Source organism: Moraxella sp. K127 (assembly GCF_015223095.1).
In the GTDB taxonomy this organism is placed as follows: Bacteria; Pseudomonadota; Gammaproteobacteria; order Pseudomonadales; family Moraxellaceae; genus Moraxella.
In genome coordinates this window covers 1-21,117 of record NZ_JADFBZ010000004.1, presented here as the reverse complement: position 1 = coordinate 21,117, position 21,117 = coordinate 1, and the positions used below count along the sequence as shown (strand labels likewise).

The 21,117-nt window shown below is 41.0% G+C and carries 24 protein-coding genes and 1 pseudogene; 8 read left to right on the top strand and 17 right to left on the bottom strand.

Going from position 1 to position 21,117, the window contains the following annotated elements:
* Positions 1-36 precede the first annotated feature (36 nt).
* Positions 37-624, bottom strand: a complete 588-nt coding sequence (gene ruvC / locus IM753_RS01445; protein ID WP_062498284.1) for a crossover junction endodeoxyribonuclease RuvC — start codon at positions 622-624, stop codon at positions 37-39.
* Positions 625-764: 140 nt separating this feature from the next.
* On the opposite strand from ruvC, the gene IM753_RS01440 reads away from it, so the two are divergent.
* Complete coding sequence (locus tag IM753_RS01440; protein ID WP_194108493.1) at positions 765-1,337, top strand: FxsA family protein; 573 nt, start codon at positions 765-767, stop codon at positions 1,335-1,337.
* Positions 1,338-1,393: 56 nt separating this feature from the next.
* On the opposite strand, the gene epmB is transcribed toward IM753_RS01440, so the two are convergent.
* Positions 1,394-2,404: an EF-P beta-lysylation protein EpmB gene (gene epmB / locus IM753_RS01435; RefSeq protein WP_194108491.1), complete on the bottom strand. Its 1,011-nt coding sequence runs from the start codon at positions 2,402-2,404 to the stop codon at positions 1,394-1,396.
* 97 nt (positions 2,405-2,501) lie between these two features.
* Here epmB and efp point away from each other — a divergent pair, with 97 nt between their 5' ends.
* On the top strand, positions 2,502-3,071 hold the full coding sequence (gene efp / locus IM753_RS01430) for an elongation factor P (protein WP_029103061.1): 570 nt from the start codon (positions 2,502-2,504) through the stop codon (positions 3,069-3,071).
* 147 nt (positions 3,072-3,218) lie between these two features.
* On the opposite strand, the gene IM753_RS01425 is transcribed toward efp, so the two are convergent.
* From IM753_RS01425 to IM753_RS01395, 6 genes are all read right to left on the bottom strand, one after another.
* The gene (locus IM753_RS01425) at positions 3,219-5,336 is read right to left on the bottom strand and encodes a TonB-dependent receptor domain-containing protein (RefSeq protein ID WP_227713046.1); all 2,118 of its coding nucleotides are present in this window, start codon (positions 5,334-5,336) and stop codon (positions 3,219-3,221) included.
* Between the two features lie 254 nt (positions 5,337-5,590).
* Complete coding sequence (locus tag IM753_RS01420; protein WP_194108527.1) at positions 5,591-6,766, bottom strand: dihydroorotase; 1,176 nt, start codon at positions 6,764-6,766, stop codon at positions 5,591-5,593.
* 48 nt (positions 6,767-6,814) lie between these two features.
* Positions 6,815-7,183: a tetratricopeptide repeat protein gene (locus IM753_RS01415; protein WP_194108489.1), complete on the bottom strand. Its 369-nt coding sequence runs from the start codon at positions 7,181-7,183 to the stop codon at positions 6,815-6,817.
* A gap of 32 nt (positions 7,184-7,215) precedes the next feature.
* The gene (locus IM753_RS01410; RefSeq protein WP_064647164.1) at positions 7,216-8,235 is read right to left on the bottom strand and encodes an aspartate carbamoyltransferase catalytic subunit; all 1,020 of its coding nucleotides are present in this window, start codon (positions 8,233-8,235) and stop codon (positions 7,216-7,218) included.
* A 336-nt stretch (positions 8,236-8,571) separates the two neighbouring features.
* Positions 8,572-9,105: an alpha-ketoglutarate-dependent dioxygenase AlkB gene (locus IM753_RS01400; RefSeq protein ID WP_194108488.1), complete on the bottom strand. Its 534-nt coding sequence runs from the start codon at positions 9,103-9,105 to the stop codon at positions 8,572-8,574.
* A 54-nt stretch (positions 9,106-9,159) separates the two neighbouring features.
* Positions 9,160-10,287, bottom strand: coding sequence for an MBL fold metallo-hydrolase (locus tag IM753_RS01395; protein WP_065255721.1), 1,128 nt, complete (start codon positions 10,285-10,287; stop codon positions 9,160-9,162).
* Between the two features lie 428 nt (positions 10,288-10,715).
* Between IM753_RS01395 and IM753_RS01390 the strand changes: the two genes are divergently transcribed.
* From IM753_RS01390 to IM753_RS01375, 4 genes are read left to right on the top strand one after another with little or no spacing between them, the layout of a single operon-like run.
* Entirely contained in the window at positions 10,716-11,036 is a 321-nt protein-coding gene (locus IM753_RS01390; RefSeq protein ID WP_083108070.1) for a hypothetical protein, read from the top strand.
* On the top strand, positions 11,027-11,830 hold the full coding sequence (locus tag IM753_RS01385) for a hypothetical protein (RefSeq protein ID WP_194108486.1): 804 nt from the start codon (positions 11,027-11,029) through the stop codon (positions 11,828-11,830). Before IM753_RS01390 ends, IM753_RS01385 begins: the two co-directional genes overlap by 10 nt.
* Before the next feature lie 11 nt (positions 11,831-11,841).
* The gene (locus IM753_RS01380) at positions 11,842-12,300 is read left to right on the top strand and encodes a three component ABC system middle component (RefSeq protein WP_194108485.1); all 459 of its coding nucleotides are present in this window, start codon (positions 11,842-11,844) and stop codon (positions 12,298-12,300) included.
* The gene (locus tag IM753_RS01375; RefSeq protein WP_065255718.1) at positions 12,297-14,339 is read left to right on the top strand and encodes a DUF3732 domain-containing protein; all 2,043 of its coding nucleotides are present in this window, start codon (positions 12,297-12,299) and stop codon (positions 14,337-14,339) included. The genes IM753_RS01380 and IM753_RS01375 overlap by 4 nt, the downstream gene beginning before the upstream one ends.
* Positions 14,340-14,409: 70 nt before the next feature.
* Here the strand turns inward: IM753_RS01375 and IM753_RS01370 are convergent.
* Positions 14,410-14,541 (bottom strand): annotated as a pseudogene (locus IM753_RS01370) (alcohol dehydrogenase); the annotation flags it as partial.
* Between IM753_RS01370 and IM753_RS01365 the strand changes: the two are divergent.
* The gene (locus IM753_RS01365; RefSeq protein WP_156065065.1) at positions 14,530-14,694 is read left to right on the top strand and encodes an isochorismatase family protein; all 165 of its coding nucleotides are present in this window, start codon (positions 14,530-14,532) and stop codon (positions 14,692-14,694) included. The pseudogene IM753_RS01370 and the gene IM753_RS01365 overlap by 12 nt on opposite strands.
* 62 nt (positions 14,695-14,756) lie before the next feature.
* Here IM753_RS01365 and IM753_RS01360 read toward each other — a convergent pair whose 3' ends face one another.
* Positions 14,757-15,200 (bottom strand): organic hydroperoxide resistance protein, encoded by a 444-nt coding sequence (locus IM753_RS01360; protein WP_065255717.1) that lies wholly within the window; start codon positions 15,198-15,200, stop codon positions 14,757-14,759.
* A gap of 112 nt (positions 15,201-15,312) precedes the next feature.
* Entirely contained in the window at positions 15,313-15,732 is a 420-nt protein-coding gene (locus IM753_RS01355) for a MarR family winged helix-turn-helix transcriptional regulator (RefSeq protein WP_370582621.1), read from the bottom strand.
* 221 nt (positions 15,733-15,953) lie between these two features.
* On the opposite strand from IM753_RS01355, the gene IM753_RS01350 reads away from it, so the two are divergent.
* Positions 15,954-16,802, top strand: a complete 849-nt coding sequence (locus IM753_RS01350) for an MBL fold metallo-hydrolase (protein WP_194108484.1) — start codon at positions 15,954-15,956, stop codon at positions 16,800-16,802.
* Positions 16,803-16,847: 45 nt separating this feature from the next.
* On the opposite strand, the gene IM753_RS13420 is transcribed toward IM753_RS01350, so the two are convergent.
* From IM753_RS13420 to IM753_RS01320, 6 genes are all read right to left on the bottom strand, one after another.
* On the bottom strand, positions 16,848-17,651 hold the full coding sequence (locus IM753_RS13420) for an SMP-30/gluconolactonase/LRE family protein (protein ID WP_194108483.1): 804 nt from the start codon (positions 17,649-17,651) through the stop codon (positions 16,848-16,850).
* 20 nt (positions 17,652-17,671) lie between these two features.
* On the bottom strand, positions 17,672-17,962 hold the full coding sequence (locus tag IM753_RS01340; protein WP_194108482.1) for a hypothetical protein: 291 nt from the start codon (positions 17,960-17,962) through the stop codon (positions 17,672-17,674).
* A gap of 234 nt (positions 17,963-18,196) precedes the next feature.
* Positions 18,197-18,739, bottom strand: coding sequence for a GNAT family N-acetyltransferase (locus tag IM753_RS01335; protein WP_065255713.1), 543 nt, complete (start codon positions 18,737-18,739; stop codon positions 18,197-18,199).
* Positions 18,736-19,521 carry an ABC transporter six-transmembrane domain-containing protein gene (locus IM753_RS01330; protein WP_197035881.1) on the bottom strand — a complete coding sequence of 262 codons (786 nt, stop codon included), beginning with the start codon at positions 19,519-19,521 and terminating at the stop codon, positions 18,736-18,738. Before IM753_RS01330 ends, IM753_RS01335 begins: the two co-directional genes overlap by 4 nt.
* Positions 19,522-19,591: 70 nt before the next feature.
* On the bottom strand, positions 19,592-20,026 hold the full coding sequence (locus IM753_RS01325) for a MarR family winged helix-turn-helix transcriptional regulator (RefSeq protein WP_065255712.1): 435 nt from the start codon (positions 20,024-20,026) through the stop codon (positions 19,592-19,594).
* Positions 20,027-20,148: 122 nt separating this feature from the next.
* Positions 20,149-21,078 carry an alpha/beta hydrolase gene (locus IM753_RS01320; protein ID WP_065255711.1) on the bottom strand — a complete coding sequence of 310 codons (930 nt, stop codon included), beginning with the start codon at positions 21,076-21,078 and terminating at the stop codon, positions 20,149-20,151.
* Between the last annotated feature and the right edge of the window lie 39 nt (positions 21,079-21,117).

Sequence of the window (21,117 nt, the reverse complement as noted above, 5' to 3'; positions counted from 1 at the left end):
AACAGGCAGTTACGTTTTGGTGTTATCATGATTTTGTTATTTTTTTTGGATGAGTAAATCCGTCTCAGACAGACGCCATCGTCCCTTTTTTTTGCTCACCGAGCGACCTTTTAGAGCAGCATTCCCCAAAAGTTTGTGCATAGAATGACTAGAATGGGCATGACAAATAGCACACGCCAACCCATCGGCTGCATCTGCCTGCGGTACAACATCAAGGGCAAGCAGACGACACACCATGGCCGTTACTTGTTCTTTGTCCGCCGCCCCATAGCCACAGACCGCCTGTTTGATTTGGCGTGCGGTATATTCTGAGACGGTCAAACCCTGTGCACTCAAAGAGGCAATCGCCGCCCCACGAGCCTGCCCAAGCTTTAAAGCACTGTCAGGATTTGTCGCCATAAACACCTGTTCAATGGCGGAATGTATCGGTTCATCGTAATATTTTTGATAATGCTGGACAATCCTTGTGATGCCATCAAAAATCTGACCAATACGCACAGGCATGTCCATACTGTCAGTACGTATTGTTCCTGCATCCATGAATGTCAAGCCATCACCCACTGAACGCACGATGCCGTAACCTGTCATGCGAGAGCCGGGGTCTATGCCGATGATGAGTGTCATATTAATGAAGCCTACCCAAAAAATATTAAAAGATAAATGTTAAAAATTGTTACCCTTGCCTTTAAAAAGTTGGCGTTAGCACAAACATTTGGTATTATAAACTATTTTGTGTTAAATTTCTAAACTAATAAGGAAAACGTATGGGCGTTATTGTGGGCATTGCTTTGGTGTGGTTCATCATTGAGATGTTGATTTGGTATCTGCTGGCTCAGTTTATGAGTGGTTGGCTTGTTTTTTTGTGGTTTGTCGTGGCGTTTTTTATCGGTCTGACACTCATCAAAAAAGCCGCCAGTACCCTAAATCCCATGGCCAAGCAGATGAAAAGTGGCGTTATCCCCAACCCTGCCAATCAACCGCCAGAGTCTGCCATCACCAAATCGCTTGCGATGGGCATTGCAGGGATTTTGTTTGTCCTACCGGGCATCTTAACTGACATTGGGGCGTTTTTGCTCTTGTTACCTGCCATTCAAAAAATGCTGACAGCCAAAGCCAAAAACTACACCATGAACAACCAAGACAAAATGATGGCAATGATGGCAAAACAGATGGGGGGTCAAAATCCCTTTGGTGGCATGGGGGGCATGAACCCCAATAACCCATTTGGGCAAAAAAACCCCTTTGGTACTGGCGGTTTTGGGGGCAATTATGGCAACTCTGGCACTACCATTGACGGACAAGCCAAAACAGTTAAAAAATCAGCCAATGATGACTAAGCTAAAATCACAAACAATCGCTCAATAACATTGGGCGATTGTTTATTTTTATGATTTTAAGTTGGGGGTCGCTTATAAATATCAATCGGTACTTTATAGGGCTTGCCTGCCATCTCTTGCACCAGTTTCGGCACAAGATAGCCCGATAATTTTTCCAAAAGTTGCCAATAGATATCAATCACTCTATCAATGGGCAAATCAAAATGAGCCGACCCTGCCACTTTGTCCAAAACATGCAAATAATACGGCATCACACCAATACCAAATAAAGCATGACTTAACTTGCACAGCGTATCTACATCATCATTGACCCCTTTTAATAATACGCTTTGATTGAGCAGTACCACACCATGATTTTTTAGAATTTGGCATTTTTGGGCAAGGGCATCGTCTATCTCATTGGGATGATTGATGTGTAGCACCATGACGATATTTTTTGGGCAGTTTGCCAATATCTCAATCAGCTCATCATCAATACGATTTGGCAATATCACTGGCAGTCGGGTGTGAATGCGAATGGTTTTAATATTATCAATCGCTGATAATGCCCCAATCCATTCATTAAAACGGCGATTGTTAATATTTAATGGGTCGCCTCCGCTTAATAGCACTTCATTGATGTTTTTGTCATTGGCGATATAGTGGCAGATTTGGCGAATGTCTTGGCTGTTTGGCAAGTTCGCCCCATAATCAAAATGCTGACGAAAACAATAACGACAATGCACCGCACACGCCCCTGTTACCGTGATTAAGGCACGGCTTTGGTATTTGTGCAATAAGCCTTTTATTGGGTTGTGGGCATTCTCACCAAGTGGGTCAGCGGTATAGCCTGCCACAGGCAGACTCTCGGCAATGTCAGGTAGGGTTTGGCGTAATAATGGGTCGTTTGGGTCGCCCTTTTTCATCTTATTGATAAAGGCGTGTGGCACTCTTAGGGGGAATTTATTTGGGGTGTATACCTGCTCTGGCAGGGGCAACTCTAACAGCTGATAAAGGCTTGCCACGTCGCTTACGGCACCTGACAGCTCTTTTTGCCAATTTGGCTCATTAAAAAAAATGTCGTTCATTTTTGACAAAACTTAGTAATTTTCAGTATAATAGACGGTTAAAGTGCGTCATTATAACGCATTTTACTTTTTATTTTTATTTTTTAAGGTAATTTTCATGGCAAGTTTTTCTACCAACGATTTTAAAGCAGGCTTAAAAGTCATGCTTGACGGCAACCCCTGCTCTATCCTAGAAAACGAATACGTCAAACCTGGTAAAGGTCAAGCCTTTAACCGTGTCAAACTGCGTAACCTAAAAACTGGTAAAGTCCTAGAACAAACCTTCAAATCAGGCGACAGCCTAGAAGGGGCGGACGTGGTGGATACCGAAATGGAATACTTGTACAATGACGGCGAGTTTTGGCATTTCATGCACCCTGAGACCTTTGAGCAAATGCAAGCCGACAAAAACGCCATGGGCGACTCAGCACAATGGCTAAAAGAAAACTCAAACGCCCGTTGCACCATTACCCTATTTAACGGCTCGCCACTGTCAGTAACTCCGCCAAACTTCGTGGAGCTTGAAATCGTGGAAACCGACCCTGGTGTGCGTGGCGACACATCAGGCGGTGGCGGTAAGCCTGCCAAACTAGAAACAGGGGCGGTCGTGCGTGTGCCACTGTTTGTTCAACAAAATGAAGTGGTTAAAGTAGATACCCGTACTGGCGAATATCTGTCTCGTGTGTGATGGTGTGATGAATGCCAAAAAACAGTCCATATATATGGGCTGTTTTTTTGTGCTGATTTAGGTATGAAAAAACCCAACCTTCAAGCGTGAAAGTTGGGTGTGGAGAAAAGCACGATATTTTAAAAGTCAGTTGGCTCATCAGCCAAATCAGTAAGTAAAGTTCACCCCAACACGGAAATCACGACCTGCCCCAGGTAAAGCGTTTTCAGAAGCATTCTGAGTGTGTGGACGGTAGTTTTTATTAAAGACGTTGTTCACTGAGAAATTCACATTCACCTTATCGTTGCCATAAGGCTTCCAGTTGGCATAGATGTCGCTGACATTATAGCCTTTACGGTTATAAACGGTCTTACCATCTCTTGATGTATCAAGTTTACCACTAAGGATAGAAGTGTCTTTGGCACTTACATCTTCAACCAATGTGTGTCTCACACCAAGCTCCACGCTGGGGTTTGGCAGGCGATAGGCGACATCTGCTGTCCATGTGCGACCTGTACGCACGGCATATTCAGGATTGCCTTTAAATTTGACATTGTGCATGGTTGGTTTGCTATGAGCAACGCCAGCACGAGCACGCCACGCCCCATCAGCATAGCCTACGCCCAGCTCATAGCCGTGGTTGGTCTGATGACCTTGGTTGCCAATTTCTGGTATTTCAAGAAGATTACCCTTTTTATCTCTTCTGCCATGATTATCAGTGCGAGTGGCGGTTCTGGCATTATCCACACGCTGCCAAAAATAACTACCAAAGGCGGTATATGGTCCATTATTATAGTTAAAACCAATCTCGGTATTGCGTGCTTTTTCTGCTTTTGCATCCTCATTAATGCTAACCACACCATCACGATAACCACGGCTTAGGATGGCATCAGCAAAGCGTGGGCTGCGAGTGGCATAGATTAGGTTACCGCTGACGCTAAGATTGGGATTGACATCATAAATCACCCCAAAGCTTGGGTTGATGTCGGTTTGTTCAACCTTTTTACCGTCCATGGCTTTAAAGTTAAAACGGTCAACACGCACGCCTGTATTGATGGTAAAGTCATTGATATGGTTAACCGCTTCTAGATAAATGCCAGCATCGGTTTTTTCTTGATGCACCACACCAGTGTTTAAACTTCTGGGTGGTACGGCTTCTTGATGGCGATAGTTGATACCATATTTTAATAAAGTATGGTCAACGCCAAAGCCTTTTAATAAAAGGTGGTTAAACTCGGTGTCAAAGTTTAGATTTGCCCCTTTGGCTACCACATGCATGTTTGATGGTGTATCAGCTAATTTATCATTGCCCTCTTCTGGAGAATTGTTCGTTGCATAAGTATTGCCCAAATCACTTTGAGAATCACGACCATGTTCTAACTTATAGACATTGGCAGTAACTTCACTTGCAAAGCCAAGGTTTTTACCTGTCCATTCAAGGTTGGTTAATTTTTGATAAGTATCACGCTGATGTGGCGCTTGGCGTTTAGGATCAAAGTTAACAAACTCTTCACGCACTGGGCGTACACCTTTATGGCTTTCTTGTAAGTGGCTTAAAGATAATCTGTGATCACCTAAATTAACACCTGCTTTGGCTAAGTAGCTTTTTTTATCCAAAGCACTGTATTGAATCTCTCTGCCTGAGCCATCTTTATAGTTACTGTCATTGACAACATTGGCAGAGACAACAAAATCAAAGTTATCTGTTTTACCAAAGGCACTGGCACCATAGCCATGACCTTTATTACTGCTGTAATTTGCCTTAACTTTTGCCCCAAAATTTGGGTTACTGCTATTGGCTAACAAATCATTGGCGTCTAAGGTTTTGGTAACAATCGCACCATTGGTTGCCCCAATGCCTGCACTGGCAAAGCCTGCCCCTTTTTGTACCGAAACGACTTTTACCATCTGAGGGTCTAGCATAAAGCGACCTTGGTGATAGTGCAATTGACCATCTTGGTAAGCGTTGTCAATTTTTAGGTCAATGGCATTATGACCCATGCCACGAATGCTGACAAATTGAGAAGTACCATTACCACCGCCAAAACCGATGGCAGGTTCATCTTGCAACAGGCTACGCAAATCTGTGGCAGTACTTTCGTCTTTTTCTCGTAAGGTAACAACATTGGTTTTAATTTTCGCACCTTGGCGGTCAGTGCTAATCACCTCGTGTTCTAGGCGAACCGTCGGCCCCACGTTCGTGGTATTTGCCATGGCAACGGTCGCTGTCATCGTGCCAATGACGGCAAAGGTCAAATGGCGTAGTGCAAAGGTCTTTTGTGTCATAAAATCACCATAAGTATCAAAAAGGAGTGAGACTCACATCGTGCATCAGTGTGTGAGCATCAGCGTTGGTAAGAGACTGGTAATAATATTAACACGATTATTTTAAAAAGTAAATAATATTTCTTATTATTTGTATAATTAATATTATTTAATAACAGGACTTTTTTAAGACATGATGACAAATAGAAAAGCTCGCATCTTGCAAGCCTTATGGATTGGTTGGAGAATGCTTGTCTGATGTTGGCATCTTATCATCAACCATTCATACAGTCGTCAAAAAATGTCTGCACAACTTTCCCCATCAACGTCTGCCCCAAAAATGGCGTGTTCTTGCCTGCTGATAGCATGGTGTCTTTGGTTACCGTCCATGCTTGATTTGGGTCAATGAGTACCGCCCCGCCAATGCGCTCATAATCTGTAATGCCTGCGATTTTGGCAGGATTTAGGCAGATTTTCTCTACCAACTGCTCAGTACTTAACACGCCATCTGCCACCAGTTTCACCCCCAATGACACAAAAGTATCAAAGTTACTAATCCCTGCTTGGCATTGGGCAAAGGGGGCTTGTTTGGCACTGCTTGACAGTGGTTCATGATGAGAACAGATGGCGTCAATCGTACCGTCTTGAAGACCCTTGATAAGAGCTTTTTGGTCGGTGTTACTACGCAAAGGGGGCAACACATAAGCATGGGCGTTATAACCCTCAATGTCATCATCGGTCAGGTGTAACTGGTGCATCGCCACATCACAGGTAATGGGCAGACCCTTTTGTTTGGCATGACGGATTAGCTCTACCGAGGTGCGACAAGTGATTTGGCTAAAATGTGCATGAATGCCTGTCTCTTCGGTCATCAAAATTTGCTTAGACAGTGCAATGGTCTCAGCCAGCCACGGAATGCCTTGTAAGCCATGAAAAGAAGCAATGTAGCCATCGTGAGCCACACCCCCTGCCGATAAACTGGGTTCATCAGGGTAGAAAAAGACTTTGATGTCAAAAGTCGCTGCATATTCTAAACAGCGTAACAATACCAAATCACTCTCAAAACCTGCCGCTGTATTGCTCACACCGATAGCACCGCCTTGTTTTAGTCCTGCCAGATTGGCAGGTTGTTTGCCCTCTAAGCCTGCACTCAATGCCCCCAAAACATGCAAGTAAATGCCACCGTCTGTCCATGCTTTTTGTTTGAGACCCTTTAACAGTGAGCCATTTTCTAGCACAGGGCTGGTATCAGGTGGCATGACCACATGTAAAAAGCCATTTTGGCGTGCCGCTCGCCCCTCGCTTGCCAGTGTGCCGTGCGACTGATGCCCCGGCTCTCGCAATCTGGCACACAGATCAACAAGGGGCGGTAATAGCCATTTGCCATCTGTGCTTATTTCTTTGAGTTGGGCGGTGTCAAATCGCCAGTTGGGGGGGAGTAGATTTTTCATCGCTGTCTCTTGATTTGCTTGATTTGGGATATGGGGCATCATCAGCACCTAGTAGCCTTGTTGGTTTAACATTCGGTAGTTATCACAGCCCAGCTGATTTCCATAATCACAGGCTTGACCATAGTAGCGTTTGGCGGTGCTTTTATTTTGGCGTACGCCTTGACCATTGTAATACATCACGCCCAGATTAGATTGGGCTTTTGCATCACCTTGATGGGCGACTTTGGTGTACCATTCAAATGCTTTGGCATGGTTACCTTGCTCATAATACTCATGAGCCAAATCAGATTGAGCCGCTACATCACCACTTTGAGCTTGGCGTGTCAAAGTTGCCATATCCACCGTCGCCATATCCGCCGCCATTGCCGATACCGATAACAACACGCCCATGGCTAACGCTGTGAATTTTGTTAACATGACTTTATCCTTATAAAAAATAAAAATCCATCTTAGTTGTAAGGTTTAAAATAGCCTGCTTGTCGTTGTCCTGCCATCGCCAATGCCATCACCGCCATACGCACCGCAATGCCGTTATTGACCTGTTTTAAAATCACCGATTGCCCACCATCCGCCACGCTTGATGCGATTTCAATGCCACGGTTCATAGGACCTGGGTGCATGACCAACGCATTGGGCTTGGCAAGTTTTAGCCGTTGTTCGGTGATGCCATACATTTTAAAATACTCAGAAGTTGATGGCAAAAGTGGTGAGCCGATGCGTTCATTTTGGATGCGTAAGCCAATAATCACATCAGCATCCGCCACGCCTTTATCAATGTCATCAAATACTAAGACGCCATAGCGTTCAATGCCTTTTGGTAACAAAGTCTTGGGGGCGATGACACGAATGTCACGCACCCCCAAAGTCGTCAAAGCCGAAATATCCGAGCGAGCCACACGGCTGTGCTTGATATCGCCAACAATCGCCACAGAAAGTTCATCAAAGGGCTTATCTGCTTCACGGTAAATGGTGAGCATGTCAAGCATCGCCTGCGTGGGGTGGGCGTGCCAGCCGTCGCCTGCGTTGATGATGGCAACATTGGGGGTAACCTCGGTCGCCATATAATGGGCCGCCCCACTGGCAGAATGACGCACCACAAACATATCGGCGCTCATCGCCTCCAAATTCCAAAGGGTATCACGCAAAGTCTCGCCCTTGTTGGTGCTTGAACGCGCGATGTCAAGGTTTAGCACATTAGCACCCAAGCGTTTTTGGGCAGCCTCAAAAGTGGTGCGGGTGCGGGTGGAATTTTCAAAAAACAGATTCATCACCGTCTTGCCTGACAGCTCATCGGTGTTAATGAGCCTGCCATCTTCATCAAAATAGCCCATCGCCTTATCAATGATACTTTCAAGCTGGCTTTTATTTAACCCCTCCACACCGATAAAATGGCGGATGCCAGTATCATCATTGGGGATAAGCTGTGGACGGACAAGGGTTTGATTTAGGCGGGCGGTGGTGGCGGTCATGGGTTTTCCTTGGGTGCATGCTTGTGATGCGTGCTTGTGCCGTGGCAAAATAAAAACAAATTAAGACATTTTAACAAATTTTGGTAGATTTGGGAATGGTTCTTGATGATATTTTTGGGTGCAAATCAAGCAACAAAAAGGCGGGAGCGGCTAAACACACAGAGATGGGGTGTTGGTTTGGATGGTTTTTTAGTCATTTAAATGGCAAACTTCATTTCACAATTTAACGTTGCCGATGAATGTTGCCAAATTTGTTGTTCGCCATTAAAAATACGAAAGGTTTCTAGGTGTTGCATGGGGTTTTTCCAAATCAACCATTTAATTACTTATATTTAATCAACTACTTAATAATTTTCTAAATGTCAAACTCATTCTGGGTGTTGTGGTATTATCCATAGGAATGGCGTGCAACCAATCTTCTTGCACTTTATCGTCCATATACAGCAAACTGCCTTTTGTTAATAAATAACGGTATTCATTGTTTTTATTTGTTTTTTGACGATAAACAATTTCTCGTTCCGCCCCAAGACTGATGATAACCACGCCTGTATTTTCATACATTTGGCTTATATCATCAGAATGAAACCCCATTTCATTCTGCCCATTTTTATAATAATTGATTAAACAATTATTGGGTAAAAAGCCAAATTTATCCGCCATTTGTTCAATAATGGGTAATGACCAATCAGGCATGGTTGTTTTTGGATAGGATAAATTGGAATATTCATAAGCCACGCCAAAACTTGCCGTTTTTCGCACCGACAGACGATTATCCCAATTGGTTGTATTTTCAATCAATTCAAATAAATCTTGGGGATTGACAATAAAATTTGGCATAAATGTAATATTGGGTTCATTAAGGGCATTCATATTAACACCTAAAATAATTTATAAATAAATTTATTATACCACACCCCAAAAAAATCACTCTCTTCTTAATGCCTTATTTTCCCACCAATTATCATTCACAAAACCGTCCGTATATTTCTCGCCCATTTTTGGCACGTCAATGGCAAGGTTATGTTCTTTGGCACTTTTGACCGCATTATCAATGGATTCATACCACGGATTTCGCCCCAAACTGAACACGCCCCAGTGCATTGGCACCATTTTTTTGGCATTTAAATCAAGGCTTGCCCGCACCGATTGATGAGCAAACATATGCGTTTTTGGCCAGCCTGCGTTGGCAGCGTCAATCTCCATAAAGGCGATGTCAAATTCGCCATATTTTTTGCCAATGTCGGAAAAATGCTCGGCATAACCCGTGTCGCCACTCCAATACAGCCGTTTGCTCCCTTCAAAGACAAAAGACGCCCACAATGTTTTGTTGTGGTCATTCGTCCAGCGTGATGAGTAGTGCTGAGTCGGCTCGGCGGTGAGTTTGATTTTGCCAATTTGCGTGCTGTCGCCCCAACCCAGTTCGGTGATTTTTTCAGACGGCACTCCCCAAGATTCTAGCCTTGCCCCCACGCCAAGCGGTACGACAAACCGCTCTGCCTTATCCGCCAAATGGCGAATGGTTGTGGCTTCCAAATGGTCATAATGGTCGTGGGTAATCAGCACAACGTCAATGGCAGGCAGGTTTTGGCGTGTGATTGGGGCTTCTTGAAAGCGTGGGGCGATGAGCGGTAGATTTAAGGGGTTGGCGTTGTCAAACACAGGGTCGGTCAAAAAGCGTACGCCGTCCAGCTCCAAAATGGCGGACGCATGACCGAGCCAATAATAGGCAAAGTTTTCAGGCTGGCCAAAAGTCGCCTGATTTAAATCCACCATAGGCAAACGAGCCTTTGGCGTGTAACCGTCAAACCGCACAAAACCGCCTTGCCCTGTGGCTTTGTCGGGATAATAGGGCAAATCGGTGGTATAAAGGTTCACAAATTGCCCGTTTTTGTAATAGGGCAAATGAGCAAAACGGCTCTCATCGGGCAATCCGCCCAAATTGCGATAGAGCATCACGCCCAAAATGGCGATGATAAGCGTGAGTACACCCAAAGTGATTAGGGTGAATTTAAGCAGGCGTTTTAAAATGGGGTGTTTAACAGTCGGTTTCATCGGTTTGGCAAATAAAACAAACCATTAGGGAATGGGTTGTCCTAATGGTTTGGTTGGAAAATGGATATTATACAAGGTTTTAGATATTAAGGGAAATTGAGAATGGTTATGGGTGGGTATAAGGTGGGGTTATGGTTGAAGCTAATACCAAAATTTATACACTTGAAAAATAATAATGTCAACACCATCTTAACAAAATTACCAAACACATTTTTGGAGATTAAATCTCTTGCGAAACCAAAAAAGATTGGGCTAGACCCCCTGTTTTTTGAGTATTTTTCTAAATTTAAAAACCTGGACTTGATTTTTATCAGGGCGAATTGCAATTTGCCCTTACGAGACTATAATCATAAATTATAATTATCAATAATTTATGATTTTAAGTTGATGATAAGCGGGGTTTTAATTACTATTTACTAGGATTTGTAATGGTAAAAATTAATCATTCTGCAAAAGAAACTAATTTATCCTTTTATTACCAAACCCTTGTTGGTTTGGATAAATGTTTTGAATTAAAAGAAGATGAAGTCATCTATTTTGAAAAAGATGGTGATGTGAGTTTTGTTGATAAAAATGGACTAAACTCTGCAAATATAGAAGTGAAGCATTATTCTGATAATTTAACAGATAATCATGAAAACTTTTGGAAAACACTCAAAAACTGGCTATCTCCTAATTTTCAGCATCATCAATATCGTTTTCTGATTTTACACACCTCTCAATCTTATGGAGAAAAAAAATGCTTTTAAAAGATTGGAATAGTCAAAGCAATGACAATCGTTTTGTTATTTTGCAAAATATTGTATCAAAAAGAAAAAATGATAAACGCACTAAAGAAACCAGTTCGGTATCACAATATCAACAACAAGTAATGAATGATGAGGATAATTTAAAAGCAATTATCCCTAAAATTATTATTAATGCAGAAATGGAAAATAGGGAGGATTTGATTACTAAAATATGCAGAGAAAGACTAAATCTTATTCGAGAAGAATACCAGTTACCATATTTAAGTGACCTTGTGGGTTTTGTATATAAAAAATCAAATAATAGCAATGATTGGTCTATCTGTTATAATGATTTTCAAACGGAAATTTTTCAATTAACAGAAAGATACTCAAAAATACTTAGCTTCCCAGAGTTTTTAAACAATGAAGCAGATAATGATCAAATAGCTAAACATCAACAACATTTATTTGTAAGAAAAATCAAAGATATTGACTATGATGAAGTATTACCAGAAGCTATTGGGAATTATATTGAGTTTTTAAATGCTTTAAATATAAAGATGAAAGACAGCCCTACTTATCTAGATTATACAACGAGCTACCGCACCTCTCTTGTTTCAAGTTTATATACTCATTGTCGTATGGCTAAAAGAGAAAAAATTCACCCACAAACATTTTATGACAAAACAATGGTAGATAAACCTTTTTCTCATCAAGGTACAGTGCCTGATTTGGTTTATAAAAATGGTTTGATTCACGAAATTATGAATGATGCAGAATTGAAAAAAGACAATACTCAAATAGACTTAAAATGAGATACCAAATAATGAATATGATTGATGCTATTTACCATATTCAATATAATCCATTTAAATATGGAGAGTATATTTATCGTTTTTATAGTAATTTACCAGAATATCAGAACAACATACTCTTATTACCTTTAATCATTCCATTATGCAGCCATTCAAAATATACGAATAAAATCACTGGTTCAAATAAAAGAAGTTCATTATTAACCATTTTTGAAAACAAAAAAGAACTTTATGATTTTCAAGAAAGGATAGATGCTTTGCAGATGTTGTCAAGACAGAGCTTGCAATATTGTTTAGGAAAAGAATTGCTATATTTAAATATTGATGAATTAAATATTTATGCCAATAATTTGGATAAAAAAACTGTAAAAAAATTCAATCCAGATTCCAAAATAGCAGAAAGACTTGCTTTATTATTTGGAAAATATTCAGTAGATGAAATTTATTCATATTTGGGAGTGAAATTATGAGAATGATGATATGTGAAATTGGTGTTTTGGATAAAGATGGTAATATTCATCGTGTTCCATTACAAGAAGGTTTAAATATTATTACAGGCAAATCTTCAACGGGCAAAAGTGCGTTGATTGAAATTGTGGACTATTGTTTTGGTAGTAGTGAATACACAATTCCTGTAGGCGTAATTACAGATAATGCAAAAATTTATTATATTTATATTAAAACCAACCAATGTTATTATGTTTTAGCAAGGAATTCTGAAAATATTAGAGAGTGTTATTTTGTGAAAGAGCAGGAATATCATCAAAATATCAATAATGATTATTTTTATGAAAAACAATCAATGACATTAACACACTATCTCAATACATTAAATGATGAATTTATTGGTATTAAAGACGTTGAGGAATCTGAAATTGCAAAAGAAATACGGGGTAAGGCTTTGCCAAGACCTACTATTCGCAGTTTTACTTCTTTTATGTTTCAACATCAAAATTTAATTGCCAATAAACACGCTTTATTTTATCGCTTTGATGAAAAAGAAAAGCGAGAGCAAGTAATGGAGCACATTAAAATATTTTTGGGATTTGCTGACCAGCAATATTTTTTAATTGCTCAAAATTTTGAGCGTGTCAAAAATGAATTAAAATTACTAAATAGAGAAAAAGAACAATTGGATAAATTTATCAAAGATAATTTACCAAATTTGGAAAATAAAATACAATTATTAAAAGGTATTTTGTTTTTGGATAACTTACCTAATTCTTTCCCAGAGTTTAAATTTGGTATCACACCTACCGATGATTTTAAATCAGAGGTAAATCTAATCATCAAATATGATAATATCAATCATCATACCGAAATATTGTCTCAACGCTACGGTGAGTTAAGGGTAAGGCTTGGTGAGCTGGATATAAAACATCAAAGTTTATGTATTAAAAGAGATAAAATAAATCGCTCCTTAACATTGGAAAATAAACTTACTAATGATTTAATATATAATCAGCATATTGATGATATTCAAAAATCGGAATGCCCATTTTGTCATACAACCAATATTAGCTTGACAGAGCAAGCAAAACAACTACAGCAAGCAATTGATGTGGTATCAAGAAATATTGTTAAAAATAAGGCACTTCAAAATGAATTGCAAACACATCTTGACAAAACAGAAAAAGAGATTAAAGAATGCAGAAAAGAAATAGAAGTTATAAAAGCAGAAATGTCAAAAATAGGACAAAATAATCAATCGGTGCAAAAATTTAAAGAATTATTTGATATTGCAGTAAGTCTTAAAAACGATATATTTTATCTTTTGGATAAAACATCATCTAATAATGATGTGGAATTAACAAATAAAATTGATGGTTTGAATAAAGAATTAAAAAATTATCAAGAACAAAAGAAAGCGTATAATATTGAAGCTGAAATTAAGCAGGCGGACATTCAAGTCAGTCAAATTATGCGTGAAATTGGACAACATTTTAATTTTGAGGACTCTTATACGCCGATAAATTTAAAGTTTTCTTTTGAAAATTTTGATTTGTATCACCAAAAATCAAAGAATGAAAAAGTTTACCTGCGTTCAATGGGTAGTGGTGCAAATTGGCTATACAGTCATTTAACCTTATTTTTAGCATTACACCAATATTTTGTGGAATTAGATAATTCAAAATCATTAGATTTATTTTCAAACAACTCTAAATGTTTGATTCCTTCAATTTTAATGATTGACCAGCCAACCCAAGTATATTTTCCAAATTTTAAATATGATACATCTGATAATTTTAATGCAGATGACATTAAAATTTTGGAACAACAACTTAATACCAATTTTAACGCAGAAAAGTTTGATGATGATATTAAACAAGTTGAAAATATTTTTAAACAACTGGCAATTTATTGCGATAAATTACAGAAAAAATATGGCTATTCACCACAAATCATTGTTACTGACCACGCAGATGATTTGAATTTAGGTAAGTTTGATTTTGAGGGGTTTGTAAAAGAACGGTGGCGAAATCGTGGGTTTATTTACCCAACTGAATAATCAGCACCCATAATTTTTGATAAAAAACACCGTTTATTTTGCAATAAACGGTGTTTCCCTTATCCTAAAATTACCCCTTCAAACTCGCCATATCAATCACAAAACGATATTTCACATCGCTTTTTTGCATACGTTCATAAGCGGTGTTAATGTCCTGCATATTTATCATTTCCACATCTGGCACGATATTATGCTCGGCACAACCCAAAACTGCGTAACCCACACCGCCTTATCACCCCTTGCCAAGGGCTATAAAATCCGTGTCTTATCAAGCCTTTGCACCGCACCGACAGAGCTTATCCATGGTATCGCCCTAGAAGCATTAAAAGACCGTGATTGGATTGATGTGGTTTAAATTTATAATAAAAAACACCGCCTAACAATATCGCTGGGCGGTGTTTTTTATTATCAAACCAATTACAAATCAAAAGTTTGAATCAAATTCACGTGCAAACGTACGTCCACATTGCCACGCACAGCATTTGAATAAGGGCAAACGGCATGAGCCTTTTCAATCAAGGTTTTCGCCTGCTCTTCGCTTAGACCTTTTACGGTGATGGTGATGTCCAAATCCAAACCAAATGCACCGTCCGCCTTTTGACCGATACCGACCGCCACAGTGGTGCTAGATTGCTCGGGCTTGATGCCTAGCGTTGGGGCGACATGATTCATCGCACTGTCAAAGCAGGCGGCATAGCCCATGGCAAAAAGCTGTTCTGGGTTGGTGCCGACTTTACCGCTTTCGTTTTGAAAGCCGACCAAATCAAAGCCGATTGAGCCGTCATCTACTTGGGTGCGACCGTCTCGTCCGCCTGTGGCTGTGGCTGTGGCTGTGGCTGATGTGTGATAAAAAATTTTCATAAGATTGCTCCTTAAAAGCATGGTTATTAACTTGATGAAATTATTATAGTACAAAATTAAATTGTATACAATATATTTTTATAAAATTTATCAAAAATCCCTAAAATAAATGCTAACTGTTTAATTTTGAAACGATTTTTTTTAGCGTATCAACTTCATCATCGGATAAATTCAGCTGTTCTGCCATCTTATAAGGAATCGCTACCGCTTGATTTTCCATGGCTTGCCCCTGTTCGGTTAGAGTGATTTTGACACTGCGTTCGTCATTGACACAGCGAACTCGGTCAATCAACCCTTTGCTTTGTAAACGTTTTAGAAGTGGGGTAAGCGTACCGCTATCTAGGTGCAACTGCTCGCCAATCTCGCCCACGCTCATCGCATCAGACTCCCATAACACGAGCATGACCAAATACTGCGGATAAGTCAGATCAAGCTCTTGCAAAAATGGCGTATAACGGCGTGTGATTTCTTTGGAGATGGTATAGAGTGGAAAGCAGAGCTGATTACAAAGTCTTAGTTGGTCGTGCATGATTAATTTTCCAAATAAATTTGGGCGGATAATAGCATAAAATCAAATTGTACACAACTATATTTATCCAACTGTTACATTAGACTTTTGCTTGTCCTTCATTATTTTTTAAGTATTTTCAACTTAGCAAAATCCTTACGATAAATGGCAATCTTGCCCATTTTCACGCCTGCCAATCTACCCTAAAATACGCTTGTTTTTACCAATCCACAGTGAGACATTTTATGTTTAAAAAATTAACCCTATCCGCCCTAGCTCTAAGTGTAAGCATTTCTGCCTTTGCCCTAGACAGCTATCAGCATATCCGCAACGCCACCGCCAGGATTGAGTACGCAGGGCAGACCTTTTTGGTAGACCCATTTTTTGCCAAAAAAGGCTCAATGGCAGGCTTTGACGGCACTTATAATAGTCATTTGCAGTCGCCGATGATTGAGTTGCCCATGCCCATCAAGGACATTATAAAGGGCGTGGATGCGGTCATCGTAACGCACACGCACGAAGACCATTGGGACGAAACCGCCCAACAGGCGATTCCTAAGCATTTGCCGATTTTTGTACAACACGAAGACGATGCCAAACTTATCCGCTCACAAGGCTTTAAAAATGTAACGGTTTTGCACGACAAGGCGACCTTTGGCGGTGTGGAACTGCACAAAACAGGCGGAAGTCATGGCACAGAAGCGATTTATGCCAATCCCCAGCTTGCCAGCTTGCTCGGCGAAGCAATGGGCGTGGTCATCAAAAAAGACGGACACCCCACCACCTACATCATGGGCGACACCGTCTGGACTGCCGAAGTCAATAAAGCCCTGCACAAACACACGCCAAAATATCTGGTCATGAACACAGGTTACGCTCGTATTAACGGCATATCCGACAGTATCATCATGGGCGTGGATGACGTGCTAAAAGCCACGCAAGTCGCCCCCAATGCCCACATCATCACCGTGCATATGGACACCACCAACCATAATTCGGTCAGTCGTGAAGATATGCGTAAATTTGTGATTGGCGAGAAAATCGCTGATAAAGTGAGTATCCCAAAAGATGGGGAAGTGATTAGGCTAAAATAACTCAAAAAAACACCGCTTTTTAAAAACGGTGTTTTCTTTTATGGCTCATTCCCCTTCAAAATACGCCATTTTATCTCTATAAAACGAGCCTAGATAATAGGTATTATCCACCGCCAATACGGTCGAAACTCCGCTAAAATCTTTGCTGTATTTGCCTTGATAGATTGGTTTAACCGCCAAATTATCAGGATTGATTGTGGTGATGTGAAAATCTTTTAGACAGTCAAAGGTTAAGCCATTATCACACGACACCGTCATTGACCCTGCGGTAATGAGTTTATCGCCATGCCAATGCAAATTGTCAAACACGCCATAATCCAGTGTCGTGGTGGCTACGATTTTGGCAGGGTTGGTGTTCGTTAATTTGCTCAACTTTTGCATATGGGCAACAAAGATGTGCTTGCCATCTTTGGATAGCTCAATGCCGTTGTTGCCGTTAAATTCCGAGCCTTGCAATTTCTCAAATTTTTGTGTGGTGGGTGTCCAGCGATAAATTGCCCCTGTGGTTTTACCTGTAAATATATCACCAAGCTCATGCTCAGGGTGCATCATCACGGTAACATACATTGAGCCGTCCGAGCCTGATACCACCGCATTGCCTGCCAAATACCTGCCTTTGTCATCTTTGGGCATTGGCACGTTACCTAGCCATGTGATTGTTGGTGTGGCGGTGTTGGCATTCACTTCAAACACTTCAACGCTCTCGTGCGTGATATTTTTGTCAAAGCTGTTGTGATTGACCGCATACAGAAGCGATTTGCCACCGCCAATATCTCGAATGCTCACCCCATGAATTTGCATTTCATCGGCATGGGGCTGTGGCTTGCTGTTTTTAAACTCATGAGACACCGCAGACGCCTTGGGGGCAATCAGTCGCTGGGCGGGCGAGTTTGGCTGTCCACCAAATACAATCCACTATGGTGCGTCATGCCACTGGCAATCAGCCATTTGGTATTGGGGATTTGCACCAAATCTTCGGGGCTTTTTAGGTCGTTGATAAAGTGCAGATTTTCCACCGTTTTAGCATGGGAAAGATGAACACTTTGCCCTGCCTGTTTGACCGCTTGGCTCGTTTGGTGTGCCAGTTTGTCAATCGGCGTACACGCCACGCCAAATGTGGCAAGGGATAGGGCGATGAGTGTGATTTTAAATGTTGTCATGATTGTTCTCGTTGATGAATTGGTATCATTATATCTTTTTTAAAATAAAAAGGAATGGCGATAAATGGGAATTTAATTTTTAAAAATGGAAAATAAACTTCCTGCAAAACCAGTTTTCCGTTCGCCCCAAGCTTGCCTGCGGGTAGGAAAACCATTAGAACGGTTTTCTTTAATTTGGGGTTTTGCAGGAAGTCTAATAAATCACTTTAACCAAAGAATTATAAATCCCATGCTCTACCGCTTTCTTGTCCGAATATTCACCAACCCAAACACAGGTTTGGTAACTAAGGCGTGATACGCTTTTTCGTCAATCCGTCCGTTTTTGCACAAAACATCAAGATAATCATCATTATCCTGCAAACGAAAATCCATTCGCTCAAAGCCATTTTTCACATAAAACGCTTGGCGTTTGACCCGTTGGGCGTGGTTGTCCGCTTCTGTGTTATCAGCCGTTTCAATGTCTAGCACAATGGTTTTGCCTGCTTTTTTGCGTTCAATGAGTGCCAAAATTTGCGAGCCGTAGCCTTTGGAATGCTGGCGTTCGTCCACCGCCAAATACAGCACAAAGGTTGCTTTTTTGTCGTTAATCAAATACACAAATCCGACAAATTCGCCCTTATCCAGCACTGCCCAAAAATCCACATCAGACCGCACCGACATCAGCACAAGTAGCGGTATGGGAAAACGTGCTTTATCAGGAAATACCGCATGATACAGCCGTTTAAAATCAGCAAAATATGGCGTAAATGGACGGATGTTTTTAACAGTTAAAGTCATATTTGTACCCTAGCTCCAATGTCTCTTAATTCTGAAAATTTCTCTACAAATCTTGGCATATCATCAATGCTCATCGCAAACGCCCACAGATAGGTAATGACCGCATAAACGTGTCCTGCCTGCACCGATTTGTTTGCCAAAATCGCCAAAGTTATCCCAAACAGCACCGCAAGCGACACACCAATCACAAAAAAACTTATCGCTTCACGGTTGGAAATACCAATGCGGATTTTTGACAATAAATCATAATGGCGAACCAGCTCGCCTGCTTGTCCACGCTCAATCAGATTGCCTTCGTTTTCTATGTGGTTGTTCAATTTAAAATAAAGTCGGTCATTCATCTTGGTGTATTTTGGCAAAATCATCATAAATATCAACAAAATAGCCAACGAAATCACCCCAGACCAAAACTCAATGATGATAAGCATGACCACCGAACCGACAATATTAAATCCTGCGGTAATCAGCACAGGCAAATGCGTCTCAAAAAAGTCCACAAATTGCCGTGCCAAATTGGCGTGGGCGATAGCACTGGACGTTGTGCCTTTTTGTTTTTGGTTCAAAATGGCAGGCACGGCAAGACTGGCATAAATCCGCACAAACGCCCGTGTGTCCACCGCTCGCCGTGCCGACCCCACCGCCCACATCACAAAGACGATGAATGCATACGCCAACGCCTTAACAGTATCGCCAGAAAGCACCGCATTGACCGCAAAACTGCCCACCAATGGATACAGCACAAACAAAAGATTCTCGGTTGCCACAAGGGCAAATGTTAGCAAATGTTAGCGTTAATTTTTTGTGGTTGGTGCGTGCAATGTGTTTTAAGGTCTAAACCGCAGTTGTCATTGGTTACTCCAAATACTTGGCAAGTACGCCTTGTAAGTCTTTTAATTCATTTAATAAAAATGCCACTCTCCGAACGCCAAATTCAGCGATTGCCTTGTTTTCTTGGGCGAGTAAATCGGCAATAATCGGCTCGGCAAAGGCTCGCCCTTTATCGGTAAAATGCAACACCTTTTGGCGTTTGTCTGTATCGCAAGGCTGGCTTATCAACAGACCGTCTTTGATAAATTTTTGGCATAGCGTATTGACCGTTTGTTTGGCGATAAGCTGTTTTTGGGCAATGTGCGACTGACTGCACGCACCGTCCACCCACAGTGTGTAGAGTATGCCAAGCTCGTTGTCGTTTACATTGTGCTTTTTGGCAAATTGAGCATAATCATTCATCATTTGCACAGCGACATCGGCGATTTGGTCTATTTGATTGGGGGTTAATGTATTCATAAAAATAGTCCGAATATTGACGAAGTGGCGTATTTTAGTCAATTTTCGGACGATTTGCAAGGGAATTTTGATTTTAATAAAATAAAAACACCGCTCACATTTTGCAAACGGTGTTTTCATCATCAACGCTTTATCATCACATCTTGCCAATTTGGATTGCGTTTGATTTCATCTAACATTTTGCCTGCATTGACATCATTTTTTAAATGATACATAAACCAAGCGGTCATATAGCCGTCTGCTTTAAACAGCATATCGCCGTGGTCGGTGTTTTTTCTGCGAGCGAAAACCGCCCATTGACCGTTTGGGATTTTGTGATGATTTTCTTGTAGCGATGATAAAGGGGCGATACCGCTATCGGGCTTGCCATTGCCTGCATCAAACAAGCCTGTGCCTGAAACGGCAAAATACGGCACACGGATTTTGCTGATGTCATAATCCCATTTTAAGCCGTTTGCCAACGCCAATTTGGTCGCACTGGAAGTATAAACCGCTTTAAATTGGTGTGAATTGGCAAAACGGGTTGCCCCATTGATTGCCCCCACACCGCCTTGCGAATGACCGCTAATGCCTGCGTTTTTGGTATCCAATTTATTGAAAAATATTGAATTTTTATCGCTGTTTAAGTTATCTAGCACCGCAAGCGATTGACTTGATGACAATCCGCTCCAACTTTCTTTATCATCATTGCCAATCACAACAAAACCAAAGCTTGCCAAATGCTCAAACACCGCTTCGTATTTGTAATACGGCACGCCTGTACCATTGGCGAACACCACAACGGGCAATTTACCATTGATTTGATTGATGTTTTGTGGATACCAGATTTTGTGTTCTTTAAAATAATTTTCGCCACTTGGCACGGTTTGCGAGACAACAGCAAATTGCCCCATTTGCGTGTATTTGGCTTCAATCGGCATTAAGCCTTGTATTTCTTGGGTGTAGCTGACATTAACCACAGGCATACGCTCCCATTTTTCTTTTACGGCGGAGCAGGCGATTAAAGAGACTGCCGTCAAGCTGACAAGCAAAGCGGTTTTTAAAAATTTCATCAAATTTTATCCTAAAAATCAAAACATAACAGGGACTTA